The organism is Curtobacterium oceanosedimentum (assembly GCF_020297365.1).
In the GTDB taxonomy this organism is placed as follows: Bacteria; Actinomycetota; Actinomycetes; order Actinomycetales; family Microbacteriaceae; genus Curtobacterium.
Map to the genome: position 1 here is coordinate 101,407 of NZ_JAIXIG010000004.1, position 18,863 is coordinate 120,269.

At 72.3% G+C, this 18,863-nt stretch carries 12 protein-coding genes; 7 read left to right on the forward strand and 5 right to left on the reverse strand.

What is annotated here, in order from left to right:
* The first annotated feature begins 10 nt into the window (after positions 1 to 10).
* On the forward strand, positions 11 to 931 hold the full coding sequence (locus LEL83_RS02895) for an NmrA family NAD(P)-binding protein (protein WP_225557685.1): 921 nt from the start codon (positions 11 to 13) through the stop codon (positions 929 to 931).
* Here the strand turns inward: LEL83_RS02895 and LEL83_RS02900 are convergent.
* From LEL83_RS02900 to LEL83_RS02910, 3 genes are all read right to left on the reverse strand, one after another.
* On the reverse strand, positions 900 to 1,217 hold the full coding sequence (locus LEL83_RS02900) for a hypothetical protein (protein WP_225557686.1): 318 nt from the start codon (positions 1,215 to 1,217) through the stop codon (positions 900 to 902). The genes LEL83_RS02895 and LEL83_RS02900 overlap by 32 nt on opposite strands.
* A complete protein-coding gene (locus LEL83_RS02905; RefSeq protein ID WP_225557687.1) occupies positions 1,214 to 1,450 on the reverse strand; it encodes a hypothetical protein in 237 nt (78 codons plus the stop codon). Before LEL83_RS02905 ends, LEL83_RS02900 begins: the two co-directional genes overlap by 4 nt.
* Positions 1,451 to 1,619: 169 nt before the next feature.
* Positions 1,620 to 7,136, reverse strand: coding sequence for a discoidin domain-containing protein (locus LEL83_RS02910; protein WP_225557688.1), 5,517 nt, complete (start codon positions 7,134 to 7,136; stop codon positions 1,620 to 1,622).
* Positions 7,137 to 7,307: 171 nt separating this feature from the next.
* On the opposite strand from LEL83_RS02910, the gene LEL83_RS02915 reads away from it, so the two are divergent.
* On the forward strand, positions 7,308 to 8,462 hold the full coding sequence (locus tag LEL83_RS02915) for a low temperature requirement protein A (RefSeq protein WP_225557689.1): 1,155 nt from the start codon (positions 7,308 to 7,310) through the stop codon (positions 8,460 to 8,462).
* Positions 8,463 to 8,575: 113 nt separating this feature from the next.
* Here the strand turns inward: LEL83_RS02915 and LEL83_RS02920 are convergent, their stop codons facing one another.
* Positions 8,576 to 10,402 (reverse strand): BCCT family transporter, encoded by a 1,827-nt coding sequence (locus LEL83_RS02920; protein ID WP_225557690.1) that lies wholly within the window; start codon positions 10,400 to 10,402, stop codon positions 8,576 to 8,578.
* Positions 10,403 to 10,648: 246 nt separating this feature from the next.
* On the opposite strand from LEL83_RS02920, the gene LEL83_RS02925 reads away from it, so the two are divergent.
* The 4 genes from LEL83_RS02925 to LEL83_RS02940 are packed head-to-tail and all read left to right on the forward strand — an operon-like array spanning position 10,649 to position 16,314.
* The gene (locus LEL83_RS02925; RefSeq protein WP_225557691.1) at positions 10,649 to 11,956 is read left to right on the forward strand and encodes an ABC transporter substrate-binding protein; all 1,308 of its coding nucleotides are present in this window, start codon (positions 10,649 to 10,651) and stop codon (positions 11,954 to 11,956) included.
* A gap of 26 nt (positions 11,957 to 11,982) precedes the next feature.
* Positions 11,983 to 12,939 carry a carbohydrate ABC transporter permease gene (locus tag LEL83_RS02930; RefSeq protein WP_198658169.1) on the forward strand — a complete coding sequence of 319 codons (957 nt, stop codon included), beginning with the start codon at positions 11,983 to 11,985 and terminating at the stop codon, positions 12,937 to 12,939.
* The gene (locus LEL83_RS02935) at positions 12,936 to 13,847 is read left to right on the forward strand and encodes a carbohydrate ABC transporter permease (RefSeq protein WP_225557692.1); all 912 of its coding nucleotides are present in this window, start codon (positions 12,936 to 12,938) and stop codon (positions 13,845 to 13,847) included. Before LEL83_RS02930 ends, LEL83_RS02935 begins: the two co-directional genes overlap by 4 nt.
* Before the next feature lie 10 nt (positions 13,848 to 13,857).
* Positions 13,858 to 16,314 (forward strand): TIM-barrel domain-containing protein, encoded by a 2,457-nt coding sequence (locus tag LEL83_RS02940; RefSeq protein ID WP_225557693.1) that lies wholly within the window; start codon positions 13,858 to 13,860, stop codon positions 16,312 to 16,314.
* Positions 16,315 to 16,430: 116 nt separating this feature from the next.
* Here LEL83_RS02940 and LEL83_RS02945 read toward each other — a convergent pair whose 3' ends face one another.
* The gene (locus LEL83_RS02945) at positions 16,431 to 17,477 is read right to left on the reverse strand and encodes a LacI family DNA-binding transcriptional regulator (protein ID WP_225557694.1); all 1,047 of its coding nucleotides are present in this window, start codon (positions 17,475 to 17,477) and stop codon (positions 16,431 to 16,433) included.
* Positions 17,478 to 17,772: 295 nt separating this feature from the next.
* Here LEL83_RS02945 and LEL83_RS02950 point away from each other — a divergent pair, with 295 nt between their 5' ends.
* Positions 17,773 to 18,771: an AraC family transcriptional regulator gene (locus LEL83_RS02950; RefSeq protein WP_225557695.1), complete on the forward strand. Its 999-nt coding sequence runs from the start codon at positions 17,773 to 17,775 to the stop codon at positions 18,769 to 18,771.
* Positions 18,772 to 18,863: the final 92 nt, after the last annotated feature.

The window sequence follows — 18,863 nt, forward strand, 5'->3', positions numbered from 1 at the left end:
GGCTCAGCCCATGACCAGCACCATCCTCGTCGCCGGCGCCACCGGTGACCTCGGACACCGCATCGTCCGCGAGCTCACCCACCACGACGTCACCGTCCGGGTCCTCACCCGACCGGGCAGCACGACCGCCGCCGAGCGCTTCGGCGCCGATCCCCGGGTCCAGGTCGTCACGGCCGCCTACGACGACCACGACGGGCTGACCAGGGCCGTCGCCGGGTCCGACGTCGTCGTCTCCGCCGTCAGCGGGACCCGACCGGTCATCGTCGACGCGCAGCGTGCCCTGCTCGCGGCGACGGTCGCAGCGGGCGTGCGACGGTTCATCCCGTCCGACTACTCGGCGGACTACCGGCGGATCGCGCCCGGGACCAACCGCAACTTCGAACTCCGCCGCGAGTTCGCGGCCGACGTCGACGCCGCCCCCGTGCAGGCGACGTCGATCCTGACCGGCATGTTCACGGACCTGCTCACCGGTGACGCCCCGATGATCCTGTTCGGCCGCCGGCTCGTGCTCTTCTGGTCGTCGGCGGACCAGGTGCTCGACTTCACCACCAAGGACGACGTCGCCCGGGTCACGGCGCTCGCCGCCCTGGACGACGATGCTCCGCGGGTCGTCGAGATGGCGGGCGACCAGCTGTCGGCGCGGGACGTCGCCCGGACCGTGAGCGACCTGACGGGGGAGCGGTTCCGGCTGCAGTGGGCCGGGACGACGGGGACGCTGTCGGCGATGAGCGCGGTCGGCAGACGGCTGTCACGTGACGGCGACGAGCCCTTCCCGGCGTGGCAGGGGATGCAGTACTTCGTGAGCATGTTCAGCGGGCAGGCGCAGCTACGCCACGTCGACAACGACCGGTACGGCGTGCAGCAGTGGACCAGTGTCCGTGACGTGCTCCGGGCGCACCTCAGTGGGCAGGGCCACCCGGCGACGGACTGACGGTCGCGGTGTGCGGTCGTCGGCGGCCGAGCAGGAACGCGAGACCGACGACGACCACCGGCACCAGCACGAGTGCGACGAGCCAGACCAGCACGTCCCACTCGGGCCACAGCGGCACGCCGAGGGCGCTCGTCGAGGTCCGCCACACCTGGTCGCCGGGTCCCTCGTGCTCCTCGGACCACGCCACCGGGAACAGCAGCGCGGTCACGAACGCCCACGCGACGAGCACGACGACGGCGATCATCGTCCAGGGGCGCCGTCCCCGGGCGGTGTCGGTCCCGGTCACCGACGGTGCTCCGGCGTCCGGACGATCCGCCAGACGCACAGGGCGACCACGAGCGCACCGACGACCACGGCGATCCACGTGCCCGCGACACCGAGCAGCGGCTCAGTGGTGCAGGAACTCGTCCCCAGCCCGGGAACGGCGTCGACGCAGGTGGTCGTCTGCAGCAGGCTGAGCATCCCCACCACCACGATCACGACGACGGCGAGCGTGCCCCACCCGATCACCCGATCCACCGCGCGCTCCCTCCCGTTGCGCTCCAGGATGGCGCACGTCACGCGCTCCCGGGGTCTCGATCCTGCAACGACGCAGCGTCCGGCCCGCACCGCGACGGACGGGAGGCCCGATGCCAGCTGGCACCGGGCCTCCCGTCCGTCGTCGCGCGCGGCGACCGCAGCGCCGTCGCTACCGGATCTCGAGGTCGTGGACCGAGTACCCGTAGGGGGTCGCGCGGTCGACACCGTGCAACCGGACCCAGCGCCACGACCCGTCGAGGGCGAGCGTGTCGGTCCCGCCGTCGCCGTCGGTCTCGGTAGCGAGCGTCGTCCACCCGTCGTCGCCCGCGTTCCGGCCCTCGATCCGGTAGGCGCGTCCGAAGGCGTCCTCCCACCGGATGACCGCGCCGTGCAGGCGGTGCGGAGCGCCCAGGTCGACGGCCAGCCACTGGTCGTCGGTGTGCCCGCTCGCCCACCGGGAGCCCGGGTCGCCGTCGACGGCGTTGCGCGCCGGGACGCTCGCGGACTCGTCCGCGGAGGACGACACCGTCGCACGGCGGGCCAGGTCCGGCGTCGGAGCGCCCTGCGTCGAGAAGACGCGCAGGTCCCACAGCGACGAGCCGAAGTCCGTGTGCCGCCGGTCGGCCACCAGCCGGACGTACCGACCGGTGACGTCGTCCAGGCGGTGGGACACCTCGCCACCCGTGCCGTGCTGCTCCTCGGTCACCGTGCGCCAGGGGTCGTCCGCGTCGGCACGGACCTGGATCCGGTACGCCTCGGCGAAGGCCGCCTCCCAGTCGACCTGCACCTGGTCGACCGGCACGACCTGCCCGAGGTCGACGGCCAGCCACTCGCCGTCACGCGCGGCGCTCGACCACCGGGTCCCGCCGTCCCCGTCCACCGCGTTGCCGCCGGACAGGTCGCCGCGTTCGTCGGACGACGTGGTGACGGGCTTGCCGGCCGCCACGTCGCGGGACGGGCCGGGTGCGGCGGGGGCGTCGGTCGGCTCGTCGAGCGTGGTGACGGTGGCCCGGCCCGAGGCCGCGCCCACGGTGGCGGTGACCGTGGCGGTCGCCCCGCCGTCGGCCGGCGCGGTGACCAGGCCGTCGTCGACACTGCCGCCACCCGTGACGGACCACGCGACGCGAGCCGGGTCGAGGCGGCCGCCGTACCCGTCGTCGTCGAACCCGTACGCCGTCAACCGCAGGTCGTCGGACGGACGGACGGTCGCGGCGCGGGGCCCGACGAGCACGTCGGACACGTCGACGGTCGACGCCGAGGGCGTGCCCGACACGCGGACCTCCCAGATCGAGTAGCCGTAGCCGGTGAGCCGCTCGGTCATGTGCAGCCGCACGAACCGCGCACTCGTGCCGACGGGCACCGTGTCGGCGTCGGCCGTCGTCTTGTCGACGGTGCGGACGTCACGCCACGGCTCGTCCGCCGCGTTCCGGACCTGCAGCACCCAGCGCGCCGCGGCCGCGTTCTCCCAGTCGACCTGCACGGTGTCGACGTCGGTCTGCCGGCCGAGGTCGATCGTGTAGTCGACGTCGTCGACGCCGTGCGCGCTCTCCCAGCGCGTGCTGCGGTCGCCGTCCACGGCCTTCGCGGCGGTGTTGCCGCCGTCCGTGGTGGTCGCGACGACGTCGGCGCCGGACGCCGCGTCGGGCAGTGCGGTCACGGACGCCACGACCGCCGAGCCCTCGACGTCGCCGCCGGTGACGACGACGTGGCCGGAGCCGGAGGCGGTGGTCGTCACGGTCCCGTCCGCTGCGGCGGTCCCGTCGCCCGTGTACGACCAGGTCAGGTCGGCGGGCAGGGCCGCCGGGTCGCCGTACTGGTCGTGGCCGGTGGCACGGAACCGCTGCGGCGTCCCGACCACGAGCCGGTCGAAGCCCGGCGCGACGTCGATGCCGGTCAGGACCGGTGCCGGCGCGACCCGGAAGGCGTACGTGCCCCGGACGTCGCCGACGGTCGCGGTGACCGTCGCGCGCTCGGCCCGGGCCGACGCTCGGTGCACGCCGGTGTCGCTGATCGTGCCGGTGTCGGTCGACCACGTGACGTCGTGCAGGTCGACGGTCGCGCCGTACTGGTCGAAGCCGGTCGCGGTGAACGTCGTCGTGGCGCCCGGGACGATCGTCTTCGGGTCGCCGTCGGCGCTGACCACGACCTCGGTGAGCCGGGCGTCGAGGTGCGACGTGATCTGGCTCTGGGCGGGGACCGCGATCTGCCCGATCACCTCGTCGCCCTCGTAGACGTCGTAGGTGTGCTGGACGGTGTCGGGGTTGGCGACGACGTAGCTGATCGTGCCGTCGGCGGCCTCGAACACCTGGCTGAGCGGGGCGGAGGTGTGCCGGTCCGTGACCTCGGTGCCGACGGTCCGGTTCGACATCGCCTGGTGGTACACGATGCCGGCCATCGACTGCCCGGTCACCGCCGGGTCGTCCGCTGCCCACAGCGCCGCGTGCACGTCGGCGTAGGTGTCGGGGTCGTACTGGCCGAGGAACCCGAGGACGACGTTGCCGAGGGCGTCGCCCATGCCGCTGAACACCGCCGCCGCGTGCTCGGTGTCCTCACCAGGGGTGTGGTCGGTCAGGTCGACGCCGTACAGCCGGTCGATCGTGTCGGTGTCGGCGCGGAAGTCGTCCACCAGGAACGGCATCAGCGGCGACGGGGTCGGCCAGTCCTGGGGCCTCCGGTCGGCGGTGGGGCCGTCGAGCTCGGCGGGCACCAGGGCGGCGGGCAGGGTGTCGGGCGACCAGTACCGGTCCGGGAACTCCACCCGGCCGTCGTCGGACACGCGCACGAACAGCGTGTCGGTCGCCCGGTCGTACAGGGGGTTGTCCGCCGTGCGTCGCGTGACGTAGCCGGGGTGGTTCGTCTCGACCGCCCGGATCGCGTCCTGCAGCTCGCGGATCGCCGCCGGACGGTCGCGGGTGATCTCGGTGTCGCCGTAGGTCCCGACGCCCCACCACTTCTTCGTGAGCATCTGGATGCGTGCCACGTTGCCGTCGGTGACGCCCGCCTGCCCCAGGACCTGTGGGCGGGCGGCCATCATCTCGCGCATCAGCGCCTCGGAGAACCCGGGGTCCCAGCCGAAGTAGTCGAACCACGGCGCGATCGGCATCCACTGGATGCCGAAGATCCACGCGGGGTCGCCCGAGAAGTAGGTGGCGTGGGCCTGCCCGGAGTCGAACAGGATCCCCGCCTGCCCGTGCTCGTACTGCTCCGGGAACGCGCCGTTGCCGTCGTACGACGCCGACGCGGGGTTGCCGCGCACGTTCTGCCAGTAGTCGCGGACGGCGGCACGCTCGGTGACGTACTGCACCGCTCCGGCCGCCTGCATCGCGTCGTCGCCGAGGACGGTGCCGAGCAGGAACAGGCCCGCCTCGGACTGGATCGCCTCGGACGACGACTCCTGGTTGTTGCCACCGGGCGAGGACACCCCGCCGGCGTTCGACCGGCCCTCCCACACCCCGAAGGTGCGCATGTGCGGGAAGCGGTCGTCGTCGCGGTCCCAGTTCGCGTACTGCTTCGCGACCATGGTCGCCATGCCCTGGTACCGGTCGGCCCAGTCGTGGTCGACCTGCCCGAGCAGGGCCGTCGCGACCGCGAAGTAGCCGTAGTGGAAGTGGTTGTCGTTGAACTGCGCCGACCCGTACGAGTCCGCGAAGCCGATGAGCGCCTTCCACGTCGGGTACATCGCGAAGAAGTGCTCGGACTCGCCGGCGCTGTAGGTGTACCAGTCGGTCAGGGCCCGTTCGAGCGTGTCCTGCAGCGTCCGGGCGTCCTCGTCGGCACCGATCTCGCGCGCGATGGTCATGTACTCGGCGAGCTGCAGGACGTCCTTGCCGCCCCAGTAGGTGTCACCGCCGTAGGTGGTCTTCGCGGCGTAGTCGTGCAGGTACTCGCGCATGACGTCGTCGGAGTACGGGGAGTCACCGACCGCCTCGGGTGTGGCGCCGATCGGGGTGATGCCGGTGAACCGGTAGTCGAGCGTCCAGCCGCCGTGCCCGACGGTGGTCCGCATGGTGCCGCGCGGGGTGGCGTACGTGGCGCCGGTGAAGCGCAGGTTCGTCGTGGCGTCGGCGTACTGGTGCTGCAGCCAGCCCTGCACGGTGTCGTGGTCGTCGCCCTGCAGTGGGTCGGTGCGGATCGACCACTGCTGGCGGACGTTGGCCGCGGCCGGGTCGTACGAGTACGTCATGGTGGTGTCGCGGGGGACGGCGAAGGCCGTGCGGTGCAGGTCGTCGAGCGTCAGCCCGTCCTCGGGCACGGCGCTCAGCACCAGGTACGGGGTGTCCGCGGACGCCTCGAGCACGTTCCCGACCCGGGTGAAGGTGGTCCGGTCCGGCGCGTGGACGCCGAACACGTGGCCGTCCTGGCGGATCTCGAACCGGTCCGTCGTGGCCGGCAGGTCGATCGCCCGCCCGTCGCCGTCGGTGATCTCGGCGCCGTCCTGCAGGGTCAGGCGCGGGGTCATGCCGTGGAACTCGAACCACTCGTAGGGCGAACCCTGCACGCTCGTCACGTCCATGTACTGGCCGCCGGGACCGTCCTGCGGCATCCGCCAGCTGACGTTCCAGTCGCCCCAGCGCAGCGCGTCGGCCTGCTTCGCGGAGAACGTCGTCGAGAAGCGCTCGGCCACGCCGTCCGGCGCGTCGGTCAGCAGCACCTGGTCGACCAGCACGTGCGCCCACCCGGCGCGCAGGTCGTCGACGATCCGCAGCTGCGCGGCCCGGCCCTGGTACCCGGAGACGTCCCAGCTGTCCCAGCGCAGCTGTTCGCCGTCGCGCCCGGTGCTGCTGGCGACGACCTCGCCGTCGACCACGAGCTGCACGGCCTCGTGGTCGGGGTGCCGACCGCCGCCCACCAGGAACGCCAGGGTGGACCGGTCGATGGTGAAGGTCGGCGAGGTGAGCGTGCCGGTCGCGCCGTCGCCGTCCTCGTCGGTGAACGAGTTGAGGAAGCGTCCGCCGAGCCACCCGGACACCGCGCTCTGTCCGGACGCCGTGCCGGTCGCGGTGGCCGTGAAGGCGTCGCCGGTCGCGGTCCAGCCGTCGGGCAGGCCGTCCTCGAAGTCGGCGAGGACCCGGTCGCTCGCGTCCGGGGTCGGCTCGACGGTCCCGCCCACCGTCACCGGCGCTTCGAGCCGCATGGCGGTGCCGTCGTCGTTCCAGCGCGTGGGGATCGAGACCTTCGTGCCGGCCGCGCTGTTCGACGACACGAACGGGTACGCCCACATGTCGCCGGAGTACCTGCTGACGAGCAGGTCGGTCCACCACTGGTTCGTCGGGACGGGCTCGCCGGCCCGCGAGGGGTCGATGTACAGCTTCTGGTCCAGCGTCTTCCGCACGTCCGCGATGTCGGTGATCTCGTCGGGCGGTGTCGGTGCGTACGAGCCGTCACCCACCCGTACGCCGTCGGCAGCGGGGCGGGCGCGGGACGGGCCTCCCGGCTGCTCGACGGCGGCAGCGGAACCGGCGGCGGCGGAACCGGCGGCGGCGGAACCGGCGGCGGCGGAACCGGCGGCAGCGGAACCGGCGGCGGCCGGCCCATCGGCCGGCGAACGCGGCGCGTCGTCGGTCGCGGCGGTCGCCGGCGTGACGGCGACGGCCAGCAGCGTGGCGGCGGTCAGTGCGCCGGCGATGGCGGCGAGGGCCGCTGCGCGGAACGATCGGCTTCGGACGGCGGGACGCGGTGCGGTCACCGGGGACTCCTTGTCGGAGGGGTTCGGCCGGACGCGACGAGGTCGGCCGCGGTCGGCTGGGTCAGGTGGTGCGGGGCCTGCACTCGGACTGATCGGCAGCGTCGCGCGCGCCGTCAGCAGTCGGGGTCACCGCGTTGGCGTGCCGCCCCGCTGGGTCCTACGGTGGTGGCCGTGCCGACGATCGGACTGCGCCGGATGGTGCCACGCGACCCCGACCAGCGGCACCGTGCCGCCAGCCCCCTGGAGCTGCTGTTCGACCTGGTGTTCGTGGTGGCGGTGGGCTTCGCCGCGACGAACCTGCACGAGATCGAGGTCGAGGGACACGTCACCTCCGCCGTCCTGTCCTACGGGCTGGTGTTCTTCTCGATCTGGTGGGCGTGGATGAACTTCACGTGGTTCGCCACGTCGTTCGACACCGACGACTGGCTCTACCGCGTGATGACGTTCGTGCAGATGGCCGGGGTGCTCGTGCTCGCCGCCGGGGTGCACGCGGCCATGGTCGAGAACGACTTCACGATCGGCATCACCGGCTACGTCGTCATGCGGCTGGCGCTCGTCGGGCAGTGGGTCCGCGCTGCGGCCTCGACGAGCCGCCACCGGCGCACCGCCCTCCGGCACGCCGTCGGCATCACCGTGGTCCAGGTGCTCTGGGTGGTCTCGCTCGCCCTGCCCGACGACGTCTGGGCGTACTCCGCGCCGTTCCTCGTGCTCGGTGAGCTGCTCGTGCCGGTCTGGGCGCAGACCACGACGGGCACCGCGCCGTGGCACACCCGGCACCTGGCCGAGCGGTTCTCGCTGTTCACCCTCATCGTCCTGGGCGAGGGACTGGTGGCCTCGGCCGGCGCGGTGATCGACGCCCTCGCCGACACCGAGCACCTCGGGGCACTGCTGGCACTCGCGGGCTGCGGACTCGTCATCACCGTCGGGATGTGGTGGATCTACTTCTCCCGCGAGCAGCACGCGCACATCCGCTCGCTGCCCACCGCGCTCGTCTTCGGCTACGGGCACTCCGTCGTGTTCGCGGCCGCCGGTGCCCTGCCGGCCGGCATCGAGGTCGCGGTCAGCGCCGACGCCGGACACGTCGAGCTGTCGTCCGCCTCGGTCGCCGCGACCGTCGCGGTGCCGGTCGCCGTGTTCGTGCTGTCGATCTGGGCGCTCGCGATCCGGCCGTCGCTGTCGGGCCGGGCCAACGCCGTGGTGGTGGTCCTGACGATCGTGGTCCTCGCGTCGATCGCGGTACCGGCGGTGTCGCTGCCGGTCACCGCGCTCGCCGTGGCGGCGGTGGTCGTGACCCTCGAGGTCGCGTCGGCACGGACCGGGACCTGACGGATGACGGACGGGAGGCAGGGTGCCAGCCGGCACCGTGCCTCCCGTCCGTCATCGGTCACGTCGACGGCCGGCACCGGTCCGCGGGGACCGGCCGCCGGTCGCGGCCGTCGTCAGCGCTCCGGGCGCTCGGGCGTGCCGCTGTCCGCTGCCGGACGTGCGTCCAGGCTGCTGTCCATCGCGGGGTCGGGCGAGACCGCCTCGGTCCGGACCGGGAAGTCGTCGATCGCCGACGCCTGCACGGTCGGCGCGGTCGTCTGCCGGCCGCCCCGCACCCGGTTGCGCACGGCCGACCAGGGCCGGGCGAACCCGCTGCGCGGTCCACGCTCGTTCGGTGCCTCGACCTCGAGCCCGTAGTAGGCGCCGACGTGCTCGAGCAGGACCTCGCGCTCGGCCTTGTCGTACGCACGCCGTTCGCGGGTGAAGGCGATGATCGTCGACCAGCACGTCAACAGCAGCACGACGCTGAACGGCAGCGCGGTGGTGATCGCCGCCGTCTTCAGCGCGTTCAGGCCACCGCTGACGAGCAGCGCGACCGCGAGCAGCGCCGCGACCCCGGCGAAGAAGACCCGCAGCCAGTTCTTCGGCTCGATGTCGCCACCCGACGCGATCATCGCCATCACGAGCGCACCGGAGTCCGACGAGGTCACGAAGAACACACCGATGAGCAGGATCGCGCCGTAGGTCAGCACCATGCCGGCGGGCAGGTCGCCGAGCAGGCCGAACAGCGACCCCTCGATGTCGACCGTGCCGTCCGAGCCGATCAGGCCGCCCGAGCCGTCGGTCTGGCGGTGGATCGCGGTGCCGCCCAGGACGGCGAACCACAGGAACGTGAGTGCGGTCGGCACGAGCAGGACGCCGAAGACGAACTGCCGGACGGTGCGGCCCTTGGAGATGCGCGCGATGAAGACCCCGACGAACGGCGCCCACGACATCCACCAGCCCCAGTAGAACGTGGTCCAGGCGCCCTGCCAGGCCTCGCCCTCGGCGCCCTGCTGGGCGGTGACGTTGAACGACAGGCCGACGACGTTCTGCAGGTAGGAGCCGATCGACTGCACGAAGTCGCGCAGCAGGAACTGGGTCGGGCCGACGATGAGCACGAACAGCAGCAGCGCCGCGGCGAGCAGCAGGTTGAAGTTCGACAGGATCTTCATGCCCTTGGCGACGCCGGTCACGAGCGAGACGATCGTGACCGCCGTGATGACCGCGATGATGGCGATCTGGCTGACGATCCCGCTGTCGGCGATGCCGGCGCTCTCGAGCCCGGCGCCGATCTGGATCACGCCGAGGCCGAGGGAGGTCGCGACACCGAACAGGGTGCCGACCAGGGCGATGACGTCGATCAGGTTGCCCCAGCCGCCGCGCACGCGGTTGCCGAGCAGGGGCTCGAGGGCCCAGCGGATGGAGACCGGGCGTCCACGACGGTGGATCGCGTACGCCAGGGCGAGTCCGAGCACCACGTAGATGGCCCAGGCGTGCAGGCCCCAGTGCAGGAACGTCTGGGTCAGGGCCTGCTGCGCGAGCTCCTTCTCGGTGCCGGTGACACCGGGCCGCGGTGAGGCGAAGTGGCTGAGCGGCTCGGACACCCCGTAGAAGACGAGGCCGATGCCCATGCCGGCGGCGAAGAGCAGCGAGAACCACGAGCCGGTCGAGAACTCGGGCTCGTCCTGGTCCTTGCCGAGCTTGATGTCACCGAACCGGCTGAAGCCGACGAACAACGAGAAGCCGACGAAGAACGCGGCGATGAGCACGTAGTACCAGCTGAAGTTCTCGACGATGCCGTCCTGCAGCCCGAGGAACAGTGCCTCGGCGGTCGAGGGCGAGATCAGGGTGAAGGCCACGAACCCCAGCACGATGACGGCGGCGGGCCAGAACACCCACCGCCGCAACTGGGGTGTCGTGGTCACGGGTCCGGGCAGGGGAGGAGTGGTGCTTGCCATGCCCGCCATGGTGCCCGGAGTCGAAGCTGTGTGTCCGGACAGGTGCGCTGTGGAGGGGATCCGCCGGCGTCCCACGGGCGCGTCGCCGACCACCTGACGGGCGGGAGGCGCGGGTCGACGCCGCCCCGTGCCTCCCGTCCGCGGGGCGCACCGGATCACCGTCGGCTGCGATTACAACGTTGACTCTGGCTTTACAGCGCTGTAAACAAGAACCTGCGCGACGACGCGCAACGAGGGAGAGACCCGATGGTGGGAAGCAGGACCGCAACACTCCAGGCCGCGCTGAGCCGGCGGGGGTTCCTCGCGGGCGCGGCCGGTGGCATCGCACTCGGCACGATGGCGCTCGCCGGGTGCGCGACACCGGGTCGGGCCGCCGGTGGCACCACGACGCTCCGCTTCTACGAGCAGAAGCAGGAGGTCATCGCGTACTTCGACGAGCTGCTGCGACGGTTCGAGGGCGAGCACGCCGGCATGTCGGTCGTGCACGACAGCACGGCGGCGATCGCCCCGCAGTTCGTGCGCGGCGAACCGGCCGACGTCGGGTGCTTCAACGACAACCTCGAGCTCGCGCGGTACATCTCGCGCGGCGTGCTCAGCGACCTGAGCGACCTGCCGTCGGCAGCGCGGGTCCGACCGGACATCGACACCCTGACCAACCAGTACGCCACGTTCGAGGGCCGCACGAGCGTGCTGCCGTACTCGCTCGCCGCGGCCGGCGTGATCTACAACAAGCGGATCTTCGCCGACCACGACCTGCCGGTGCCGACCACGTGGGACGACTTCGTCGAGGTCTGCCGCACCCTGCAGAAGGCCGGCATCACCCCGATCTACGCGACCGACCGCGACACGTGGACCCTCTGGCAGGGCCTGTTCGACTACTCGGTGGGCAGCCTCGTCGACACCGGGTCGTTCTTCCGCAAGATGAAGGCGCTCGGCACCGACGTCGGCCCCGACTCCGAGGTGTCGTTCGAGCAGGACTTCGCCGTGCCGATGGAGCGCGCGAAGACCATCTCGTCGTTCTTCAACCCGGACCACGCCACCCGCGCCTACGCCGACGGCAACCTGGCGTTCGGCAAGGGCGAGGCCGCGATGTACCTGCAGGGCCCGTGGGCGCTCGGCCAGATCGCCCTCGTCGACGAGGAGCTGCCCGTCGGCACGTTCGCGCTGCCGGTGTCGAACGACCCGGCCGACCGCAAGGCCCGGGTCAACATCGACCTCGGCCTCTGGATCCCGACGGCGTCCGAGCACCCGGACGAGGCGAAGGAGCTCGTCGAGTTCCTCATGCAGCCCGAGGTCATCGACGCCTACAACCGCGACAACCTGGCGTACTCGCCCACCAAGGACGCACCCCCGCAGCAGGACGAGCGCCTCGCCGGACTGCAGCAGTACGTCGACGACGCCGCGTTCTACCAGGGCGCCGGCACGTTCATCCCGACCTCGATCCCGCTCGGCAACTACCTGCAGTCGGCGATCCGGAGCGGGGACTTCACCTCGATGCTGCGGCGGCTCGACGCGGACTGGCGTCGGCTCGCCGGCCGGTCGGCCACGGTCTGAGCCGGACCAGGACAGGAGCACTCCCCATGACCATGCAGACCCCGCTCTCCCGCGACACCGACCCGCAGCGTTCCGGGCCGGCGACCGCGGCCGCCCGCACGCACCGCCGTGCCGGGTCCCTCCGGCGCACGGAGGGCATGTACTACCTGTTCCTCGTGCCGGCCCTCGTGCTGTTCACGGCCTTCGTCGTCGCGCCCGCCTGCGTCGGCGTCTTCTACAGCTTCACCGACTACCTCGGGTTCGGGCAGTGGAACTTCCTCGGCATCGAGAACTACACGGCGCTCGTGTCCGACCCGGCGATCGTGGCGTCCTACGGGTTCACGCTCGGATTCGCCGTCGTCACCGTCATCGTGACGCAGGTGATCGCGCTGACCCTGGCGATCGCGCTCGCCAAGCGCATCCGGTTCGCCGCCGGTCTGCGGTCGGTGTTCGTCATCCCGATGGTGATCTCCGGGATCATCGTCGCCTACGTGTTCAACTTCCTGTTCTCGAACACCGTGCCGGCCCTGGCGACGAGCGTCGGCTTCGGCCCCCTCGAGCAGAGCATCCTCGGCGACCCGAACCTCGCCTGGCTCGCGATCGTCATCGTGTCCGCCTGGCAGACGGTGCCCGGCGCGTTGCTCATCTACACCGCGGGACTCACCTCGATCCCCGAGGAGCTGTACGAGGCCAGTTCGCTCGACGGCGCGACCGGATGGAAGCAGCTGCGCGCGATCACGCTGCCGCTGCTCGGCGGCTTCATCGTGATCAACACCGTGCTCGGCGTGAAGGGCTACCTCGGCGCCTACGACGTCATCGTCGGTCTGACGAACGGCGGACCGGGCAGCGCGACCAGCAGCGTCGCGATGACGATCTTCGGCGGCTTCACCGGTGGCGACTACGCCTACCAGATGGCCAACGCGACCGTCTTCTTCATCATCACCGTCCTCATCTCCGTGCTGCAGCTCGCGGCGACCCGCGGAAGGAACCTGCGACTCGCATGACCGCCATCGACTCCCGCCCACCCACCGACACCCGTGCGGTGACCACCGGCGGCGCCGGACGCTCCGGCCGTGGCCACCGTCGTCGCCTCGGCGGCACCAACTGGACCCTGACCGTCCTGCTCGGCCTCGCGTCGCTGACCGTGCTGATCCCGCTGTACGTCACGCTCTCGATGGCGTTCAAGACGAGCGAGCAGTCCGTCGACGGCAACGCGCTGTCGCTGCCGTTCCCGTTCAACCCCGGCTCGTTCGCCGAGGCCTGGCAGCTCACGCGCTTCCCGGTGTCGTTCTCGGTGTCGCTCGGCGTCGCGGCGCTCACCGTGGTCGCGACGCTGCTGCTCAGCTCGTTCGCCTCGTACGCGATCGTCCGGAACTGGCACAAGCGGTTCTTCCGGTGGTCGTTCGTGTACCTGCTCGCGGCGATGTTCCTGCCGTTCCCCGTGGTGGCGCTGCCGCAGATCAAGCTGACCGCCGAGATCGGGCTCGACAACCCGGTCGGTGTCGGGATCCTGCACGCCATGTTCCAACTGTCGTTCAGCGTGCTGCTCTACTCGGCGTACCTCCGGTCGATCCCGGTCGAGCTCGAGGAGAGCGCCCGCATCGACGGGGCCTCGACGTGGCAGATCTTCTGGCGGATCATCCTGCCGCTGCTCGGCCCGATGAACGCCACGGTGGGCATCTTCGCGTTCCTGGCGTCGTGGAACGACTTCATGATGCCGTCGCTCATCACCGCGGACCCGGGCCTGCAGACGCTGCCCGTCGTGCAGAACATCTTCCAGAGCCAGTTCGGCACGAACTACAACGTCGCCTTCGCCTCGTACCTCATGGCGATGGCGCCGACGATCATCGTCTACCTGTTCGCGCAGCGCTGGGTCATCAGCGGCGTGACGCAGGGCGCGGTCAAGAGCTGAGAGGCACCACGTGAGCAGCACCACCGACACCAGCCTTCCCACCATCCGGCCGTTCCCGGGGTCCGACCCGGTCGCCGACCCAGCGGCCGTCGTCACCGGCGACCACTGGCGCATCACCGTGCTCGACGCCGGCGCCTTCCGGGTCGAGTGGAGCGACGACGGCGGGTTCGAGGACCGCGCGTCGACCTTCGCGATGCGCCGCCGACTGCCCGTGCCGACGTTCACCGTCGAGCCGGTCGGCACCGGCGTCCTGGTCACCACCGAGCGGGCACGACTGCGCTACGACGGCCGTCCGTTCAGCCCGAGCGGCCTGGTCGTCGAGACGATCGGGCCCGACGCGAACCGCTGGCGCTGGGGGCAGGAGCCGCGCGACCTCGGCGGCACCGGCCGCACCCTCGACGACGTCGACGGCCGGATGCCGCTCGAGCCGGGGATCCTGGCCCGCGACGGGATCACCGCGCTCGACGACAGCGAGTCGTTCCTGTTCGCCGACGACGGCTGGATCGGCACCCGCGTGCCCGGTCGCCGTGACGTGACGGTGTTCGCGTACGGCCGCGACTACGGCGACGCGCTCCGGGCCTACCACGCGGTCTCCGGGGCACCGTCGCGCATGCCGCGGTGGGCGCTCGGCAACTGGTGGAGCCGGTACCACCCGTACAGCGACACCTCGTACCTCGAGCTGCTGGACCGCTTCGCCGACGAACACCTGCCGTTCTCGGTTGCCGTGATCGACATGGACTGGCACCGGGTCGACTCGGTCCCACCGCGCTTCGGCAACGGCTGGACCGGCTACTCGTGGGAGCCGTCGCTGTTCCCGGACCCGTCGGCGTTCCTGGGCGAGCTGCACCGCCGGGGCATGCGCACGACGCTGAACCTGCACCCGGCCGACGGCGTGCGGGCGTTCGAGGACGCCTACCCCGCTGTGGCACGGGCGATGGGCGTCGACCCCGATACCGAGCAGCCGATCCCGTTCGACCCGACGGACCGGCGGTTCCTGCAGGCCTACTTCGAGCAGCTGCACCGCCCGCTCGAGGAGCAGGGCGTCGACTTCTGGTGGATCGACTGGCAGCAGGGCCGCGAGACCGGGCTGCCCGGGGTCGACCCGCTCTGGCTGCTCAACCACTTCCACCTGCTCGACTCGGCGCGGGACACGGCGTCCGGCGACGCGGGCTCGGACGCGCCCGCCGACGCAGCCTCGGCCGCGACCGCCGACGCGACCGCAGCCGCCGCCCCCGTCGACGGCATGACCTTCTCGCGCTACGCCGGCCCCGGCAGCCACCGGTACGCCGTCGGGTTCTCCGGCGACGCCGTCGTCTCGTGGGCGTCGCTGGCGTTCCAGCCCGAGTTCACCGCCACCGCCGCGAACATCGGCTACCCCTGGTGGAGCCACGACATCGGCGGTCACACCCGAGGGGTCCGCGACGACGAGCTCGCCACGCGCTGGGTGCAGTTCGGGGTGTTCTCGCCGATCATGCGCCTGCACTCGGCGAACAACCCCTTCATCCGCAAGGAACCGTGGGTGTTCCCGGCCGAGGCCCGCGCCGCGATGGGGGAGGCGCTCCGCTTCCGTCACCGCCTGGTGCCGTACCTGCACACGATGAACCACGGCACGGCCGACGGGACCGCCCTGGTGCGTCCGCTGTACCACCTGGAACCTCGCCGCGACGAGGCCTACCGCGCCCCGAACACCTACGCGTTCGGCTCCGAGCTGCTCGTCGCCCCGATCGTCGCACCGCGCGACCCCGCATCCCGGCACGGCGTGGCCCGGGCCTGGCTGCCGCCGGGCACCTGGACCGACGTCTTCACCGGCACGGTGTACGCCGGCGACCGCTTCGTCGACCTGCACCGGACGCTCGACACCGTCCCGGTCCTGCTGCGCGCCGGCGGGATCCTGCCGCTCGCCGCCGAGGACCAGCTCGACGCCACCGCGAACCCGACCGCGTTCGAGGTCCTCGTCGCCCCGGACGCGCCGGGAGACCTCACCCTGGTCGAGGACCGTGAGGGCGAGGGCAGCCGGACCGCCCGGACCCGCCTGAGCTGGGATCCCGAGCTCGCCGAGTTCCGGGTGCACGCGACCACCGGTGCCCTCGACGTCGTGCCCGCACGTCGCGAGTGGCGGGTCACGTTCCTCGCCGCGCCGGCGGACGGACAGCAGACGTCGACCCGGACCGCCGACCGGTTCTCGGTCGACCTGTCGGTCGACACGGTCGACGGGGCGGTCCTCGCACTCGCCGGGCCGCCGGTCGTGGGCGTGGACGCTCGGGACGCCGTCCGGCGGGCGCTCGAGGGCGCGCAGGCCGGCAACCCGGAGAAGCTCGAGGCGTGGGAGATCGTGGCGAAGGACCTGCCGCGCGCCGACCGCATCGTCGAGCTCGGCACGGTCGGTCTGCCCGACGCCGTGCGGGACGTCGTCGTCGAACTGCTCGGCAGCGTGCACCCGGGGGAGTCGACGCCCTCGGGCCGCTGACGTCCGCAGTCGGGTCTGCGGACGTCGGTCCGTGACCGGGCCCGCCCTGACCCGGGCCCGGTCACACAGCGGACGGGAGGACCGTGGCGGCATCGCCACGGGCCTCCTGTCCGTCGTCAGGCGCCCTGGTGCGCCGCCCGGTCGGACGTGCCGTCCGCGTGCGGCGCGCTCTCGCCGACGACCAGGCGGTGCCCGACCGTGACCAGACGGCCGGGCACGTCGGAGCCGTCCATCCGCTCCACCAGCAGGTCGAGCGCCGTCCCGGCCAGGGCGACCGTGTCCGGCGCGACCGAGGTCAGGCTCGGCACCAGACTCGCACCGAGACCCATGGCGTCCCACCCGACGATCGCGACGTCCCGCGGTGCGTCGAGTCCGCGGAGTCGCATGGCGCGCAGGGCACCGAGAGCGGCGAGGTCGTCACGGCAGAGCAGGCCGTCGACCCGCAGCCCGGCGTCGAGCGCCGCACCGAAGGCGGTCTCGGCACCCGCGGCGTCACCGACCGCGCGCGGGACGAGCAGGTCGTCGTCGATCGGCAGCCCGGCGGCGGCGAGCCCGGCGCGGTACCCGTCCAGCCGGAGTCCGGACGTGCGCGACGACGGCCCGGTCTCGTGGCCGAAGAAGCCGATGCGGCGACGACCGAGCGCCACCAGGTGCGCGACCGCTCCGGCCGCGGCCGCCGCGTTGTCGATGACCACCTGGTCGGCGTGCGCGGGCCGCTGGTCCTCGCCCAGGAACACCACGGCGGTGTCGCCACGGATGCGGTCGATGGCCTCGGGGGTGAGCACCTGGGGGTGGATCACCACGCCGTCGACCACGCCGGCCTCGCGTCCCCGCACCGCGGAGCGCTCACCGTCCGGGTCGCCGCCGGTCTCCTCGAGCAGCAGCTGGTAGCCGCGGTCCGAGCAGACCCGTGAGAACACGTGGGCGAGCTCGGCGAAGTAGGGCCGTCGCAGGTCCGGGAACGCGAAGGCGAGCATGTTCGACCGGCCCGTCGCGAGTGATCGGCCGGAGACGTTGGGGCGGTACCCGAGCTCGTCGACCGCGGTCTGCACCCGCAGGCGCATGGCGTCGCTGACGTGTCGGTAGCCGCGCACGACGTTGGACACGGTCTTCATCGACACGCCGGCGTGTGCAGCGACGTCCTGCAGCGTGACCTTGCCCATCCGCTCACCGTAGCCGGAAGGCCGAGCGCGAGCGCACGCGCGCGATCATCGGGGTTCCCCGGAGTGGAGTCAACCCCTGTCGCGGGGGCCGCCACGTGCGCATACTGAGCGCGTCAGCCGCCGCCGTCGACCGGTGCGCGGGACCGGAAGCCGCGTGACCGGGAGGACCAGGGGACCCGATGGAAGCTCCGACCTCCTCGCGCCCGGACCGGCACACGCGCCCCGCCGGACCATCGTGCTGACCGCCGTCCACGGCCCCGACACGGCGCGTACCGTCTTCGTCCGCATCGACCGCATGCGGGGTCGCACGGAACGCTCCGGTACCGACCGGGCCTTCGCGGAACGGGTGCTCGCCCGTGCCGGACACGGCAGCGACGTCGTCGTCGATGCGTCGCGCCGACCGTTCCGGTTCCGCTACCGCACGCGCCGCGACGGCCCCGTGAGCCTGGTCACGGTGTCGGTGTCGACCGGCTTCTCCGGGCTGTTCCGGCCGGCCGGCCGAGTCGTGGTGGCCTGGTCCGCCGCGGGCGGAGTGCGGGTGGAGGCCGACGACGGCACGGTGCTGGAGACCCGACCGGGGACTCCCGCCCTGCTGCCGACCGCGGGGCCGTTCACCGTGCAGGTCCCACCCGGCACCCTGCAACTCCTCAGCATCGACCGCGCGCTCGTCGAGCGGGTCCTGCGCGACGGCTCCTCCGGCGGCCGCACCGTGCTCCCGGAGAGCGGAGCGGGACCCGACGAGTCCGGGACGCCGGCGTTGCGCCGCGCCGTCGAGGCGGTCGCCGTGGCCTCGGGCAGCGACACGACGACCGTCGAGACCCGGGCCACGGTCCAGTGGGCCCTGGTCGAGGCGGTGGTCGGGACCTTCGGTGTCCGCCGACCCGGGACGGTCGGCCGGTCGGCCCGGCCCTCCACGGTCGAGCTGGCCGAGGCCTACCTCGAGGAGCACTGCGCGCTCGCCCTGACCCTCGCCGACGTCTGCGACGCCGTCGGCGTGAGCCCCCGCACGCTGCAGACGGCGTTCGTCCGGACACGCGGCACGTCACCGATGGCGTACCTGCAGCAGGTCCGGCTCGACCGGGTGCACGCGGCGCTGCTCGCCGCCGACCGACGCGAGGCGAGCGTGAGCGAGATCGCGGTCCGGTGGGGGTTCCGCCACCTCGGCCGCTTCTCGGGCACGTACCTGCAGCGGTTCGGGGAGTACCCGGCGCAGACGCTGCGCGCCACGAGGGACGAGGACGAGGACGAGGACGGAGACGGGGCCGGAGCCGGGGCGCGGCAGGACGTCGGCTGACCGGGCGGCTCACGACGTGTTCCGGACAGCACGGTCAACACGCATGTTCGGCACCTAGGGTCGCCCCAAGCGCAATCGCGTGAACTCTCTCG

Bases quoted from the DNA above. Each gene is read 5' to 3' on its own strand.
- LEL83_RS02895 (WP_225557685.1), top strand. From the start codon at position 11: ATGACCAGCACCATCCTCGTCGCCGGCGCCACCGGTGACCTCGGACAC.
- LEL83_RS02920 (WP_225557690.1), bottom strand. From the start codon at position 10,402: ATGGCAAGCACCACTCCTCCCCTGCCCGGACCCGTGACCACGACACCC.
- LEL83_RS02925 (WP_225557691.1), top strand. From the start codon at position 10,649: ATGGTGGGAAGCAGGACCGCAACACTCCAGGCCGCGCTGAGCCGGCGG.
- LEL83_RS02930 (WP_198658169.1), top strand. From the start codon at position 11,983: ATGACCATGCAGACCCCGCTCTCCCGCGACACCGACCCGCAGCGTTCC.
- LEL83_RS02935 (WP_225557692.1), top strand. From the start codon at position 12,936: ATGACCGCCATCGACTCCCGCCCACCCACCGACACCCGTGCGGTGACC.
- LEL83_RS02945 (WP_225557694.1), bottom strand. From the start codon at position 17,477: ATGGGCAAGGTCACGCTGCAGGACGTCGCTGCACACGCCGGCGTGTCG.
- LEL83_RS02950 (WP_225557695.1), top strand. From the start codon at position 17,773: ATGCGGGGTCGCACGGAACGCTCCGGTACCGACCGGGCCTTCGCGGAA.